The organism is Ancylobacter aquaticus (genome assembly GCF_004339465.1).
Classification (GTDB): Bacteria; Pseudomonadota; Alphaproteobacteria; order Rhizobiales; family Xanthobacteraceae; genus Ancylobacter; species Ancylobacter aquaticus.
Window position 1 is genome coordinate 1,638,368 of record NZ_SMFY01000001.1, and the last position, 13,507, is coordinate 1,651,874.

The window sequence follows — 13,507 nt, forward strand, 5'->3', positions numbered from 1 at the left end:
CCGTCGGGGGGCTCTAGAGAGCGAGGCCGGCGGCGTCGAAGAGATAGATGTGGGAGGGGTCGATGCCGAGGGTGAGGGCATCGCCCGGCTTGAGGTTCGGCCGGCCGGGGGTGAGCGCGATGATCGGCTCGCCTTCCGAGCGGGCATAGAGCTGCGTCGAGCCGCCGAGGCTCTCGGCAAAATCCAGCGTCAGCGCCAGCACCGGATTGCCGGTGTTCACGGTCAGGTGCTCGGGTCGTAGACCCACCGTCACCGGCGCCCCCACCTTGGCGCGGGCGGCGGCCGGCGTGTCGAGGGTGAGCGTCCCGCCGGCGAAGGTGGGGTGCTCTAGCGCGAGAGTGCTTCCGGTGACGGAGGCGACCTTGGCGTTGATGAAGTTCATCTTCGGCGAGCCGATGAAGCCGGCGACGAAGATGTTGGCCGGTGTGTCGTAAAGCTCGGTCGGCGAGCCGATCTGTTCGACAAGGCCCGCGCGCAGCACCACGATCCGGTCGGCGAGCGTCATCGCCTCCACCTGATCGTGGGTGACGTAGACCATGGTGGCACCCAGCGCCCGGTGCAGCTTGGCGATCTCCACCCGCATCTGCGAGCGCAGCTCGGCGTCGAGGTTGGACAGCGGTTCGTCGAACAGGAACAGCTTGGGATGGCGCACGATGGAGCGGCCGATGGCAACGCGCTGGCGCTGGCCGCCGGAAAGGGCGCGGGGCTTGCGCTCCAGCAACGCCTCCAGCTGGAGAATGCGGGCGGCTTCCAGCACCTGCGCCTTGATCTCGGCTTCCGGCTTCTTGGCCATGCGCAGGCCGAACGCCATGTTCTCGAACACGCTCATATGCGGGTAGAGCGCGTAGGACTGGAACACCATGGAAACCTCGCGCTTGGCGGGCTCCTCATAGGTCACGTCCTTCCCGTCGATGTAGAGTTCGCCCGAGCTGACATCCTCCAGCCCCGCGATCATGCGCAGCAAGGTGGACTTGCCGCAGCCCGAGGGACCGACGAACACCACGAACTCGCCCTTCTCGGCCTCGAAGCTGACGCCCTTGATGACGGCGGCGTCGCCATAGTTCTTCTTGATGTTGTCCAGTCGCAGGAAGGTCATCGTGCAGTCTCCAGATAGGCCGGCCGCGAGGGTCCGGCGGCCGTCCATCAGCTCTTGAGCAGCGCCTGCGCGCAGCGTTCGTCCGTCACCAGTCGCTTCACATAGCCGGCCCGCAGGATTGCCCGCACGATCGGCACTTTGTAGAGGCCACCCGAGGCGAGGATCGAGTGGCGCACCGGGTTCAGTTCGTGCGGCGCCAGCGAGAGCACGCGCTCGTTCAGCGGGTGATCCACCGGGCGGCCATCGGCATCGAGAAACATGCCGAGCAGGTCGCCCACCGCGCCGGCAGCCCGCAGGCTGTCGATGTTTTCGGAAACGGTCTGTGTCTGCACCAGCAGCGAGCGGGGGGTCATGTCACCGCAAGAGAGCAGCGCCACGTCCACGGTGCGCGCCCGGCGCATGGTCTCGCTGATCCCGTGATGCGAGAGCAGCATGGTGCGGCTCTCCGGGGTCGGGAAATAGAGTGGGGCGGCGAGATAGTAGCACTCGGCGGACATGGCGCGGGCATAGCCGGTGGCGACCTCGAAGGTGCTCGACCCGGAGCCCCGCGTGAGCCCGCCCATGACCGAGGTCACCCAGCTGTCCGTCATCGGCCGGGCGGTGACGCGCTTGAGCCCGGCGGCCAACGTCTTGCCCCAGCCGACGCCCAGGCCCATGCCGTTCTCCAGCAGGCCGTCGAGCAGCCCGCCGGCGGCCTCGCCGATCACCCGCTGCTGCTCGCTTTCATCCGGCAGCGAGGGCACGACGGTGACGTGCCCCAGCCCGTAATGCGCCTTCAGCTTCTCTTCGGCCTCGATGCAGTCGGCCATGGGCAGGCGGATGTCGATGAACACCGAGCCGTCCGAGCGCACCTGACCGAGGATCTTGTTGATGCGCAGGCGCGTCAGGCCGAGCTGGTCGGCGATGTCCTGCTGGGTCAGCCCGCCGATGAAATAGAGCCAGGCGACCCGCGCGCGGATCTGCGCCGCATCGGTTTCCACCGTCCCCACCGGCCTGCCGCGCTCGCGCCCACCGCCATTCATCGCATGTCCCTCAGGCCAGCGCCTGCTTGAGGCGCGCGCAGCTCGTCTCCAGCGCACGAAGGATCGACGCGCTGTCCTGCTCGAAGGGATAGAACACTTCGAGGAAGACCGGGCAGGCGTCGACGCCGGTACGTCGCAGCAGGGCGGCGGCTTCCACGGGATCGACCCTGCCGGGCACGGTGAAGTCCCAGTGGCGGTCGAGCGTGAAGTCGGTCTGCTGGATGTGCACGGCGGTGATGACGTCTGAGAGGTCCCGCAGCCACGATTCCATGCCGTCCGTCACGTCGCCATAGAGCGGGGCAAAGGTCGCATGCCCCCAGTCCGGGCAAAGCCGCCACGGCACGGCGCTGCCGGCCGTGTCGTTCATCATCTGCCGGGCCTGGTCGATGGTCCAAGGCCATTCGCGGCGCAGCGGCGTCGGTTCGACATAGAGTTCGGTCAGTCCCTCGGCGGCGGCGCGTTCGCCGAGCCGGTTCATGCGGGCGATCAGCTCGGCATAGTCCGCCGGGTCCAGCGCGTCCGCCTCGCTGCCGTCGAGCCGGGCGGGAATGGCGCCGAGCGGCCCGCCGACGCGGGGAATGCCCGCCAGCGCGGCGAAGCGATAGGCCCGGCCGAGCCAGTATTCGGCATAGTTGCGCACCGCCGGATCGGGGTGGAGCAGCTGGTTGAAGCTGTAATGGGCGAGGCCGATGAAGGCGCTGTGGACGGTGATGCCCGCCGCCTCCGTCGCGCGCCTCATGTCGCTTGCGTGGCGGTCGACGATGGCGTCCGGCCACATCGGGTCGAGCAGGTCGAAGGAGAACTGCACGAGGTCGAGCCCGAGCCGCTCGCGCACGAGGGGCGCCCACAGCTCCGGTGTCACCCAGCGCTTGGTGCAGAAGCCGAGATTGATGCCGAAGGAAATCGGCGCGTGCGCCGTTCCCCCGCTCACTTGGTCGCTCCCATGGTCAGGCCGCGCACCATGTGGCGGGAGACGATGAGCGCGAAGATCGTCACCGGCAGCACGATGACCGTGCCAGTAGCCATGATCTTGCCCCAGGGCAGCTCATAGCCGGACATGAAGCTGGTGGCGACGACCGGGGCGGTCTGAACCGCGCGGCGGGTCAGCACGAGTGCATAGAGCAACTCGTTCCAGGAGAAGATGAAGGAGAAGATCGCCGACACCGCAATGCCCGGCGCGCCGAGCGGAAGGTAGATCTTGCGGAAGATGGTGAACTGGTCGGCGCCATCGAGCCGCGCCGCCTGTTCGAGGTCGGGCGGGATCGACTTGAACTGGTCGGTGACGATCCACACCACGATCGGCAGCTGGAAGGTGAGGTAGATGAGGATCAGCACCAGATGCGTGTCGAGCAGCCCGGTCTGGATCGCCAGCAGATAGACCGGCAGCGCCAGCACGATGGGGCTGATCATGCGGTTGGAGATGAACCAGAACCACAAATCGGACTTGCCGCGGAACTCGTAGCGGGCCAGCGCGAAGGCGGCCGGCGCGCCGAGCGTGACGGCGAGCAGGGTCGAGCAGGTGGCCACGATCAGCGAGTTGAGGATCGCCCCGCTCACCTTGGTATCGGCAAAAATCTCGGCATAGTTCTGCAGCGTCGGGGTGAAGAACCACACCGGCGGCGAGGAAAGGATGTCGGCCTGGGTCTTGAAGCTGGCCGACACCATCCAGAAGAACGGGAACAGCGAGAAGATGACGACCGCCGTCAGGCCGAGGGCGTGGAGGAGCTTGCCGGACGAGATGCGCATCAGTTGACCTCCCGATAGAGGACGCGAATGTAGAGGCGGCTGATGATGATGGTGAGGATCAGCAAGAGGATCGCCTGCGCCGAGGCGGTACCGAGATCGAAGATGCGGAAGCCCACGCGCTGGATGTAGATCGAGATCAGGTCGGTGGCCGAGCCCGGTCCGCCCCGCGTCATCACGAACACCATGTCGAACAGCTTGAGCACGTCGGCCGAACGCAGGATCATCACGGCGGTGAGGCCGGGCAGCAGATAGGGCAGCTGCACGTAGCGCAGCAGGGCGAGCTTCGACGAGGTTTCCAGCCGCGCCGCCTCCTCGATTTCGCCCGGCACCATGGACAGGCCGGCGAGGAAGATGAGCGCGCAGAACGGCGTCCACTGCCAGATGTCCATGATGGCGATGGCGGCGAAGGCACCGTTCGGGGTCGACAGCCAGTCCACCGGGCCGAGGCCGAGGAAGCCGGCGAACTGGTTGGCGACGCCGAAATCGCGGTTGAAGATCAGCCGGCCGATGAGGCCCACCACCGCATAGGTGGTCGCCAGCGGGACGACCAGCGTCACCCGCGCCAGCGACTTCAGCAGCCCCATCCCTGGCTTGTGCAGCAGCAGCGCGATGGCGAGGCCGAGCACCACCTGGATCGGCAGCACGGTCACGTAGAACTGCGCGGTCAGAAACAGTGACGACCAGAAGGTGCTGTCGGTCAGCACATGGACGTAATTGTCGAAGCCAACGAACGGAAAGCCGTCGCGCGGACGGGTGATGTTGTACTGGCGGAACGAGGTGACCAGCGCGAAGAGCGTGGGGTAAATGCCGATCAGCAGCAGCGTCAACACGGACGGCGCGAGAAACCACAGCGGCGTCCAGCGGCCATAGCCCCGGTTGGGCTTGCGTCGTGCGGCGGTTGTCGCGGCCTCGCTCATGGCGTCATCCCTGTCGCGTCTTGCTGGGGCGGTGTCCGGAGAAGCGCTCCGGTCACTCCAGATTCGTATGATTGGCGCGCATCTGCGCCGGCGTCACGCCCAGCCGCTCGCGCAGGCCGAGGACGAGAATCTCGAACAGCACATAAAGCGCGCCCTCATAGAGCGAGCCCATCGGCAGCACCGAGGTGGCGGCCGCGTTCTGGTCGCTCGCCATGGTCTGCGCCGGCACGGTGAGCACCGCATCGGCGCGGGTGGCGGCGGAGCCGCCCGGCTCGGCGGTGACGAGCAGCGTGCGGGCGCCGGCGGCGCGCGCCTCGCCCATCAGCGCGGAAACGGTGGAGAAGTCGCCCGGCCCGGCGGAAACGACGAGCAGGTCGCCCGGCCCGACCGGCGGCGTGGTCATGTCGCCCACCACGGCCGCCTTGAGGCCGAGATGGAACAGGCGCATGGCGAGGCCCTTGATCTGCAGGCCCTCGCGGCCGACGCCATAGAGCGCGATGCGGCCGGCCCCCGCCATTTCGGCGATGGCGCCGTCCAGTTCGTCGCTGCGCACCTTGTCGAGGCAGGCGCGGATTTCGTCCAGCGCCCGGCCGTGAAGAGTGGTCATTTCATCGAATCCCGGAACCGTCCGAACGGCAAGGAGGCGGATGCCGCTTCGCGGGTTGCAGCATCCGCCCGGAGGCCGGCGGCGCGGGAGAGAGGCCCCGCCGCCGGCCTCAACTCACTGGAGGAGCTTCTTCTTTCCGTCGTAATAGCCTTCCTTGCCGAGGACGGCTTCCATGCGGGTGCCGATTTCCTTGGCGCCGCCTTCGACGGTGACTTCACCCAGCATCATCTTGGAGCCCCACTCCGCGACGATCTCGGAGATCGCGGGCCAGGCCGGGAAGCGCGGGCGATACTCGGGAACGCCGGCCTGCCAGGAGGCGACCATCGGCTCGACGAACTTCAGCTTCTTGATCTCCGGGTCGTTGTAGACGGCCATGCGGCCCGAGACGCCACCGGCTTCGACATAGGCCTTGGCAATCTCTTCCGAGGTCGCCCACTGGATGAACAGCCAGGTGGCCTTCTGCTGCTCGGGGCTCGCCTGCGCGGCGACGGCGAGCGAGAAGCCGCCCAGCGCGGGCAGGCGGCCGGCGGGGCCGGCGGGCTCCGGGGCCACGGCGAGGCAATCGCCGAGCTTGGAGGTCGCGGGGTCGGCGAGGGTGGAATAGAACGCCGACCATTCGGTGATCATCGCCACCTGGCCCTGCGCCAGCGCGTTCACGGCTTCGGCGTGATCGAAGGAGACGACGCCCGGCGGCTGGTACTTCATCAGGTCCTGACGGAACTGCAGGCCGGCCTGGCTCTCCTTGCTGGTGAGGTTCGACTTGAAGTCCTTGTCGAGCAGCGAACCGCCGAAGGGCCAGAGGACGCGCATGAAGCTGTCGGCCGACTGGGTCTCGCCACGGCGCGACTGCAGGGCATAGGCGTACTCGTTCTTCGCCTTGTCGGTGAGCTTGGGACCGTAGACGTTCATCATCTCGTCCCAGGTCGCCGGCGGCTTGTCGAAGCCTGCGGCCTTGAGCTTGCAGGAATTATAGAACAGCAGGCCGGAATAATTGTCGAAGGGCAGGCCATAGACCGTGCCACCCCAGGAACCGAACGCTTCCAGCAGCAGCGGGAAGAACCCGTCGAGCTTGAGGTTCGGGTCGGTGATCGCCTTGTCCTTGGCGAGATCGTCCACCGGCACCAGCCAGCCATTCTCGGCGAACTCGCCGATCCACACCAGATCGACCAGCGCCATGGTAAGGTCGCCCTGCGAGGTGAAGTTCAGCACTTCCTTCTCGCGTGCGTTCTCATAGGGAACGATCTCGTAATTGACCTTGATGCCGGTCTTCTTCTCGAATTCGGGCAGGAGCTTGATGATGGCGCGGTAGCCCGGACGATCGAGGAAGATGCCGTTGACTTCAGTGCCCTTGAGGGGCTTGGCCGCCTCTTCGAGCCAGTCCGCCATCGCCGCCATCGGCATGGCGGCCGTTGCCGCCGCAAGGGCGACGACGCTGGCGCAGATTTTCAATGCACGCTTCATGGTTTCCTCCTGAAATGGCGCAGCGCCACGGTTCGGGCGAGGCCGACATGCGGACGGTTGAAACCGCCTCTCATCCTTGGCGGGGGCGCGGAACCGTTGCCGGCGCCGCATCCTTCCGCAGTTCCGCCGGACGTGCCGGCCTCAACCCTGTGCCGGCGCTTTTCGAGAAGCCCGGCGGCGACGACAGTGCCGTCGCGGATGGGAAACCGATACATTTGTAATCTGAAATATGCAATAGCATCACAGACGGCGAAGTGGCCGATGCGTTGCAGTCAACAAGTGCGTGGCAGTCAGCAAGCGTGGAGACGGCAGGATGGAGCATGACGACGGAATGGAGCCGCTCCGCGCCCGGCAGGCACTCGCCGAGACGCTGGCGCGCGGGGCGGGGGCGCGGGCGCGCAAGTTCTTTCTCCAGCGCGACAGGCTGCATCCGGAGCTGAAATCGGATTCGCAGGACCTCGTCAGCGAGGCCGACCGCAGCATCGAGATATGGCTGCGCCGCGCCATTGCCCGCCATTTCCCAAGCGATGGCATCGTCGGCGAGGAAGAGGCGGCGAGCGAGGGCACATCCGGTTTCGTCTGGGTGATCGACCCGATCGACGGCACCATGCCGTTTCTGGTCGGCCAGCCCAACTGGACGGTATCGATCGGGCTTGCGCGGGGGACGGAGCCCGTCGGCGGCGTCATTTACGCCCCGATCCTGCGCGAACTCTATTCCGCCGTTGCCGGCGGGGGCGCCCGGCTCAACGGGCGGGTACTGACGATGAACCCGGACTGGACCATCGCCTCCACCACCATCGGCTTCGGCGCCACCCAGAAGGCGGCGGCAAAGGAGGTCGGCGCGTTTGTTGAAGGGCTCTATCGCGAAGGCGGCGTGCTGTTCCGCGTCGGCTCGGGGGCGCTAATGCTGGCCTATGTGGCGGCCAACCGCCTCGCCGGCTATTACGACCCGACGCTGCACTGCTGGGATTGCTGGGCCGGCATGGTGCTGGTGCGCGAGGCCGGCGGACTGGTGAGCTTCGAGGGCGATTTTACCCGCCCCGGCGCCATGTGGGCCGGCAACGCCAACGTCCACGCTGCCCTGCGGCGGCTGAGCGGGCGAGGCTAGCGGCGAGCCGGCAGGGCTATGCTTCGCATTTGGTCATCTGGACTGCGAACAAGGTCAATCAGCTCGCCCCCTTGTCGATAGGCTTCCCCTGCGATGCCGGTCCTGCGGCATGATCGCCAATAGAGGGAACAGCAATGATTTCACGCCTCCTCGTGACTTGCGTCGCCTTATCCGCCACGCTCATGTCGACCTCCGCTTTCGCCGCCGACCCGGCGTCATGCGCGAAGCCCAGCTTTTCCGATGTCGGCTGGACCGACATCACCGCCACCACCGCCGTCGCCAGCGAACTGCTGAAAAATCTCGGCTACAAGCCGGATGTCGCCGTGCTCTCCGTCGCCATCACCTTCAAGGCGCTGGAGAATGGCGACCGCGACATCTTCCTTGGCAACTGGATGCCGTTGCAGGAGCCGACGCAGGTGCCCTTGGTGAAGGCCGGCAAGATCGAGGTTGTCGCCACCAATCTCGACGGCGCGCGCATCGGCTTCGCCACCTCCAAGGCCGCCTATGATGCCGGCCTGAAGACCTATGCCGACATTGCGAAGTTCAAGGACAAGCTGCAGGGCAAGATCTACGGTATCGAGGCCGGCAGCGGCGCCAATGCCACTATCTCCAAGATGATCACCGACGACACGTTCGGCTTGAAGGGGTTCGATCTCGTTGAATCCAGCGAGCAGGCCATGCTCTCGCAGGTCGGTCACCGCATCAAGCAGGGCGAGCCCGTGGTGTTTTTCGGCTGGCGGCCGCACCCGATGAACGTCAACCTGCCGATCGAGTATCTCACCAGTGGCAATGACGTGTTCGGCCCGAAGGACGGCGGCGCCACCGTGCTCACCCTCACCCGGCCGGGCTATTCCAAGGAATGCCCGAATGTCGGCAAGCTGCTCACCAACCTCGTCTTCGACGTGGCGATGGAAGACCGGCTGATGAGCGACATCCTCGACAAGGGGATGCAGCCCGAGGCGGCGGTAACGGCGTGGATGAAGGAAAACCCGGCGGCGGTCGACAAATGGCTCGACGGCGTCACCACGCTCGACGGCAAGCCCGGCGCGGCAGCGGTGAAAACCGGCCTCGGCCTCTGAGACCTACAAACGCTGACGGCGCGCCACGGACGGTGGCGCGCCGAACTGCCGCCGGAACGCCCGCGACAGCGAGGCAATGGCGGAAAAGCCGGTGCGCTCGGCGATGTCGGCAATCGGCAAATTGGTGTCGAGCACCAGCCGCCGCGCCGCCTTAAGCCGCAGCGTGACGTAGTAGGCGCCGGGCGACACATCCACCGTCTTGACGAACAGCGTCTCCAGCCCCCGCGTCGACACGCCCACCCGTCGCGCAATGGCGGCGACGGTGAGCGGGCGGTCGATATGCGTCTCCATCATCCGGATCGCCTCGGCCACGCGCGGCTCATGCTGGCGGATGCGCCCCAAGGAGACGATGGGCTGCACGTCCGACCCCGCGCGCACTTCCTCGTAGATATAGAGGCTGGCGACATCGAGCGCGGCGGAATAGCCGTGCCGGGCGCGGATCAGCGCCAGCATGCAGTCCAGCGCCGGGGTGGCGCCGCCCGTGGTGAACACCGGCTCGTCCACCACGAAGCGGTCGGGCTGCACGTCCGTCTCCGGGAACCGGGCGGCGAAGTCCTCCAGGTCCTCCCAATGGGTGGTGGCGCGCCGCCCCTCCAGCAGCCCGGCGAAGCCCATCAGCCACGAGCCGGACTCGATGCCCCCCGTAGCGGCCGAGCGCTTGGCCCCGGCGCGGATCGCCTTGAGGATCGGCGAGGTCGCGAAACGCGACGCCTTGAACGCCGCCACCACCATCAGCACGTCCTGCCGCGCGCCGGCGTCGAAGGCACCCTCGACCGGGATCGGCAGGCCGCAGCTTGCCGTCGGCATCGCGCCATCCATCGACACCAGCTTCCAGCGAAAGGCGGGCCGTCCCAGCACGCGGTTGGCGCCGCGCATCGGGTCCAGCGTCGCCGCCAGCGAGAGCAGTGACAGGCCCGGAAACAGCAGCAGCGTCACATCGAGCGCGTCGTCGGAGGGGGCAAAGATCATCGCTTCGCAGAATGAAAAACGGGTTGCGTAAATAGTTGCGTCACGTCTGCGCTTTGCCGTCAAGCTCCTTGCATGCGTTCAGGAGCCACGCCATGCCCTTGCAGATGAATCGCGACGTCTTCATCACCTGCGCCGTCACCGGCGCCGGCGACACCACCGGGCGCTCGCCCCATGTGCCGATCACCCCGCAACAGATCGCCGCGAGCGCCATCGACGCGGCGAAGGCGGGCGCGGCCGTGGTGCACTGCCATGTGCGCGACCCCGAGACCGGCGCCGCCTCGCGCCGCCTCGACCTCTATCGCGAGGTGACGGACCGCATCCGCTCGGCCGAGGTGGACGTGGTGCTGAACCTCACCGCCGGCATGGGCGGCGACCTCGTCTTCGGCAACGTCGAGGCGCCGTTTCCGCTGAACGAGAAAGCCACTGACATGGCCGGCGCCACCGAGCGCGTCGCCCATGTCGCCGCGTGCCTGCCGGAAATCTGCACGCTCGATTGCGGCACGATGAATTTCAGCCTCGGCGACTATGTCATGACCAACACGCCTTCCATGCTGCGGGAAATGGCGCGGCAGATGACCGCGCTGGGCGTGCGGCCGGAGATCGAAGCCTTCGACACCGGGCATCTCTGGTTCGCCAGGCAGCTTGCAGAAGAAGGGCTGATCGAGGACCCGGTGCTGATCCAGCTCTGCATGGGCATTCCCTGGGGCGCGCCTGATGACCTCAACACCTACATGGCGATGGTCAACAATGTGCCCGCCGGCTGGACCTTCTCCGCCTTCTCCATCGGCCGCAACGCCATGGCCTATCCGGCGGCGGCGGTGCTGGCGGGCGGCAATGTGCGTGTCGGGCTGGAGGATAACCTCTATGTCGGCAAGGGCCAGCTCGCCACCAACGCCCAGCTTGTGGAGAAGGCGGCAACCGTGGTGACGAATATGGGCGCACGCCTCATCGGGCCTGCCGAGGTTCGCGAGAAGCTGAAGCTGGTGAAGCGCTGAGGAGGCTGACATGCCCATCGAGAAATTCGCCCCCATTTCCCGCGCCGCCTGCATCGGCGGTGGCGTCATCGGCGGCGGCTGGGTTGCCCGCTTCCTGCTTGCCGGCATTGACGTGAGGCTGTTTGACCCGCACCCGGACGCCGAGCGCATCGTCGCCGAGGTGCTGGCCAATGCCGAGCGCGCCTATGGCCTGCTCACCAGCGCGCCGTTGCCCCGGCGCGGCCGGCTCTCCTTCTGCGCCAGCGTGGCCGAGGCGGTGGAAGGCGCGCAATGGGTGCAGGAGAGCGTGCCGGAGCGCCTGGACCTCAAGCGCCGCGTGCTGGCGGAAATCGACGCGGCCGCCCCGGCGGAGGCGCTCATCGGCTCCTCCACCTCCGGCCTCAAGCCGACCGACCTGCAGGAGGGGCTCACCCACCCCGGCCGGCTCTTCGTCGCCCACCCCTACAACCCGGTGTACCTGCTGCCGCTGGTCGAGATCGTCGGCGGCGCCCAGACCGTGCCGGCGACGGTGGAGCGGGCGAAGGCGGTGCTCGACGCCATCGGCATGAAGGGCGTCGTCATCGCCCGCGAGATCGAGGCGTTCGTCGGCGACCGGCTGCTCGAGGCGCTGTGGCGCGAGGCGCTATGGCTGATCAAGGACGACATCTGCGACGTCGAGACGCTCGACGACGTGATCCGCTATTCCTTCGGGCTGCGCTGGGCGCAGATGGGCCTGTTCCAGACCTACCGGATCGCCGGCGGCGAGGCCGGCATGCGCCATTTCCTCGCCCAGTTCGGCCCCTGCCTGCAGTGGCCCTGGACCAAGCTCACCGACGTGGTCGACCTCGATGACACGCTGGTGGAGAAGATCGGCGCGCAATCGGACGCGCAGGCGGCGGGGCTGTCGATCCGCGAACTGGAGCGCATCCGCGACGAGAACCTCGTCGGCATCGTGCAGGCGCTCAAGGCCGGCCAGAGCGGCGAGGGCTGGGGCGCGGGAAAGCTACTCAAGGAGTTCGAGCAACGTCTATGGGCGCAGGCCGGCCACACCGCACCGCCGGTCGACATGAAGGCGCCGCTGGAACTGGTGGAAACCCGGGTCTCCCCGGCCTGGATCGACTATAACGGCCACATGACCGAGCACCGCTATCTCCAGGTGTTCGGCGATGCCACCGATGCGCTGCTGCGCCGGATCGGCGTCGATCTCGCCTATGTCGAAGGCGGGCACAGCTATTACACGGTGGAAACCCATCTGCGGCATCTCGACGAGGCGAAGCTGGGGGAGGGGCTGGTCTGCACCACCCAGATTCTCGCCACGGACGAGAAGCGTCTGCACGTGTTTCACCGGCTCCATGCCGGCCCCGAGCGCCGCGAGATCGCCACTGGCGAGCACATGCTGCTGCATGTCGACACCAGCGCCGGCCGGGCCACCCCCGCCGCCGCGCAGGTCCTCTCCGCCCTCGATGCCATCGCTGCCGCCCACGCCGGGCTGGAGCGGCCGGCGGCGGCCGGGCGTGCCATAGGGCACAAGGCCCGCTTGGCGACGCCAGCGTGACGGAGTAGCCTCAAAAATACCGTCGATCGGCCGCCTCCGACGGGAACAGCGTGGCGCGCTCACGCGTTTCTTCGAGGTTCATTCGGGGCAATGGGAGAGAGACCATGGAAGACGCACAGATTGGCTGGATCGCCGCCATCATCATCGGCGGTCTGGCGGGCTGGATCGCCTCCGCCATCATGAAGACCGGGACCGGGATTTTCCTCAACATCGTGCTCGGCATCATCGGCGCGGCGATTGCCAGCTTCCTCTTCGGCCTGATCGGCGTGGGCTTCGGCGGCTGGATCGGCTATCTCGTCGCCGGCATCATCGGCGCCTGCATCTTGATAGGGCTGGTCCGCGCGATACGAAACTGACGCTGCGGCCGGCGGCATTGCCGTCGACCCGATGAAGAAGGCGCGCTCCCGGCGAGCGCGCCTTTTTTCGTTTCAGAACCCGCTCTTCACCCTGAGATGGGTGTGGGCGTGCGGGGCGCCGTGGTTATGGACGTGATGGGCCTTGTCCTCGACCACCGGGATCAGGCTCAGCGCGCCGTGCATCACCCCGCGTTCGAGGAAGAGCGCCTGCGCATAGGCGGCGATATCGCCGACCTGCCCGCGCATGACCGTCACATCGACCGATGTCGTGTGGTCCAGCGGCACGGAGAGGGCGGCGACGGTCTGGTCGTGTCGTTCGAGCCGCCCCTGCGGTACGCGCGCGGCAAGGTTGCGCACCGACTGGTCGATGGTGCAACTGACGACACCGAAGCAGGGCGCCGTCGGCGGCCCATCCGGGCGGGCGGAAAGGCCGCGCCGTACCATGTCGCGTATGGCCTCCGAGCGGCTCACCGCGCCGGTCTCCTGCATAAAGGCATCCAGCTGCGCGGCCAGATCGTCGTCTATGGCGATAGTGATCCGCTGCATGAAGGCTCCCCGCCGGAGAGGGGAGGCTAGGTTATCGCCTTGATCCCGGCAAGAATTTTCCCCCGTGCCCA

14 protein-coding genes are annotated in these 13,507 nt (G+C 67.1%); 5 read left to right on the plus strand and 9 right to left on the minus strand.

Annotation, left to right across the window (positions count from 1 at the left end; translation table 11 throughout):
• Positions 1 to 13: 13 nt before the first annotated feature.
• From EV667_RS07555 to EV667_RS07585, 7 genes are all read right to left on the minus strand, one after another.
• Positions 14 to 1,096: an ABC transporter ATP-binding protein gene (locus tag EV667_RS07555; RefSeq protein ID WP_131834637.1), complete on the minus strand. Its 1,083-nt coding sequence runs from the start codon at positions 1,094 to 1,096 to the stop codon at positions 14 to 16.
• Positions 1,097 to 1,143: 47 nt separating this feature from the next.
• The gene (locus tag EV667_RS07560; RefSeq protein ID WP_131834638.1) at positions 1,144 to 2,118 is read right to left on the minus strand and encodes a sugar-binding transcriptional regulator; all 975 of its coding nucleotides are present in this window, start codon (positions 2,116 to 2,118) and stop codon (positions 1,144 to 1,146) included.
• Positions 2,119 to 2,128: 10 nt separating this feature from the next.
• Complete coding sequence (locus EV667_RS07565) at positions 2,129 to 3,049, minus strand: sugar phosphate isomerase/epimerase family protein (protein ID WP_131834639.1); 921 nt, start codon at positions 3,047 to 3,049, stop codon at positions 2,129 to 2,131.
• A complete protein-coding gene (locus EV667_RS07570; protein ID WP_131834640.1) occupies positions 3,046 to 3,864 on the minus strand; it encodes a carbohydrate ABC transporter permease in 819 nt (272 codons plus the stop codon). Before EV667_RS07570 ends, EV667_RS07565 begins: the two co-directional genes overlap by 4 nt.
• Positions 3,864 to 4,781 (minus strand): carbohydrate ABC transporter permease, encoded by a 918-nt coding sequence (locus EV667_RS07575; protein WP_131834641.1) that lies wholly within the window; start codon positions 4,779 to 4,781, stop codon positions 3,864 to 3,866. The genes EV667_RS07570 and EV667_RS07575 overlap by 1 nt, the downstream gene beginning before the upstream one ends.
• 52 nt (positions 4,782 to 4,833) lie before the next feature.
• Positions 4,834 to 5,388 carry an SIS domain-containing protein gene (locus EV667_RS07580; RefSeq protein ID WP_131834642.1) on the minus strand — a complete coding sequence of 185 codons (555 nt, stop codon included), beginning with the start codon at positions 5,386 to 5,388 and terminating at the stop codon, positions 4,834 to 4,836.
• Between the two features lie 114 nt (positions 5,389 to 5,502).
• A complete protein-coding gene (locus EV667_RS07585; RefSeq protein WP_131834643.1) occupies positions 5,503 to 6,849 on the minus strand; it encodes an ABC transporter substrate-binding protein in 1,347 nt (448 codons plus the stop codon).
• Between the two features lie 331 nt (positions 6,850 to 7,180).
• Here EV667_RS07585 and EV667_RS07590 point away from each other — a divergent pair, with 331 nt between their 5' ends.
• Complete coding sequence (locus EV667_RS07590; protein WP_131835064.1) at positions 7,181 to 7,957, plus strand: inositol monophosphatase family protein; 777 nt, start codon at positions 7,181 to 7,183, stop codon at positions 7,955 to 7,957.
• Positions 7,958 to 8,091: 134 nt separating this feature from the next.
• Positions 8,092 to 9,036 carry a choline ABC transporter substrate-binding protein gene (gene choX, locus EV667_RS07595; RefSeq protein ID WP_131834644.1) on the plus strand — a complete coding sequence of 315 codons (945 nt, stop codon included), beginning with the start codon at positions 8,092 to 8,094 and terminating at the stop codon, positions 9,034 to 9,036.
• Positions 9,037 to 9,039: 3 nt separating this feature from the next.
• Here choX and EV667_RS07600 read toward each other — a convergent pair whose 3' ends face one another.
• Positions 9,040 to 10,005, minus strand: a complete 966-nt coding sequence (locus EV667_RS07600; RefSeq protein ID WP_131834645.1) for a GlxA family transcriptional regulator — start codon at positions 10,003 to 10,005, stop codon at positions 9,040 to 9,042.
• 92 nt (positions 10,006 to 10,097) lie between these two features.
• On the opposite strand from EV667_RS07600, the gene bcoG reads away from it, so the two are divergent.
• The 3 genes from bcoG (at position 10,098) to EV667_RS07615 (ending at position 12,890) form a co-directional block, all read left to right on the plus strand.
• Positions 10,098 to 11,000 carry a 3-dehydrocarnitine:acetyl-CoA trimethylamine transferase BcoG gene (gene bcoG, locus EV667_RS07605; RefSeq protein ID WP_131834646.1) on the plus strand — a complete coding sequence of 301 codons (903 nt, stop codon included), beginning with the start codon at positions 10,098 to 10,100 and terminating at the stop codon, positions 10,998 to 11,000.
• 10 nt (positions 11,001 to 11,010) lie between these two features.
• Positions 11,011 to 12,534: a carnitine 3-dehydrogenase gene (locus EV667_RS07610; protein ID WP_131834647.1), complete on the plus strand. Its 1,524-nt coding sequence runs from the start codon at positions 11,011 to 11,013 to the stop codon at positions 12,532 to 12,534.
• Positions 12,535 to 12,638: 104 nt separating this feature from the next.
• Positions 12,639 to 12,890 carry a GlsB/YeaQ/YmgE family stress response membrane protein gene (locus EV667_RS07615; protein WP_131834648.1) on the plus strand — a complete coding sequence of 84 codons (252 nt, stop codon included), beginning with the start codon at positions 12,639 to 12,641 and terminating at the stop codon, positions 12,888 to 12,890.
• A 72-nt stretch (positions 12,891 to 12,962) separates the two neighbouring features.
• Here the strand turns inward: EV667_RS07615 and nikR are convergent, their stop codons facing one another.
• Complete coding sequence (gene nikR / locus EV667_RS07620) at positions 12,963 to 13,436, minus strand: nickel-responsive transcriptional regulator NikR (protein ID WP_131834649.1); 474 nt, start codon at positions 13,434 to 13,436, stop codon at positions 12,963 to 12,965.
• Positions 13,437 to 13,507 lie beyond the last annotated feature (71 nt).

Coding starts and splice junctions, on each gene's coding strand:
- EV667_RS07555 (WP_131834637.1), bottom strand. CDS start 1,096: ATGACCTTCCTGCGACTGGACAACATCAAGAAGAACTATGGCGACGCC.
- EV667_RS07560 (WP_131834638.1), bottom strand. CDS start 2,118: ATGAATGGCGGTGGGCGCGAGCGCGGCAGGCCGGTGGGGACGGTGGAA.
- EV667_RS07570 (WP_131834640.1), bottom strand. CDS start 3,864: ATGCGCATCTCGTCCGGCAAGCTCCTCCACGCCCTCGGCCTGACGGCG.
- EV667_RS07575 (WP_131834641.1), bottom strand. CDS start 4,781: ATGAGCGAGGCCGCGACAACCGCCGCACGACGCAAGCCCAACCGGGGC.
- EV667_RS07580 (WP_131834642.1), bottom strand. CDS start 5,388: ATGACCACTCTTCACGGCCGGGCGCTGGACGAAATCCGCGCCTGCCTC.
- EV667_RS07585 (WP_131834643.1), bottom strand. CDS start 6,849: ATGAAGCGTGCATTGAAAATCTGCGCCAGCGTCGTCGCCCTTGCGGCG.
- EV667_RS07590 (WP_131835064.1), top strand. CDS start 7,181: ATGGAGCCGCTCCGCGCCCGGCAGGCACTCGCCGAGACGCTGGCGCGC.
- choX (WP_131834644.1), top strand. CDS start 8,092: ATGATTTCACGCCTCCTCGTGACTTGCGTCGCCTTATCCGCCACGCTC.
- EV667_RS07600 (WP_131834645.1), bottom strand. CDS start 10,005: ATGATCTTTGCCCCCTCCGACGACGCGCTCGATGTGACGCTGCTGCTG.
- bcoG (WP_131834646.1), top strand. CDS start 10,098: ATGCCCTTGCAGATGAATCGCGACGTCTTCATCACCTGCGCCGTCACC.
- EV667_RS07610 (WP_131834647.1), top strand. CDS start 11,011: ATGCCCATCGAGAAATTCGCCCCCATTTCCCGCGCCGCCTGCATCGGC.
- EV667_RS07615 (WP_131834648.1), top strand. CDS start 12,639: ATGGAAGACGCACAGATTGGCTGGATCGCCGCCATCATCATCGGCGGT.
- nikR (WP_131834649.1), bottom strand. CDS start 13,436: ATGCAGCGGATCACTATCGCCATAGACGACGATCTGGCCGCGCAGCTG.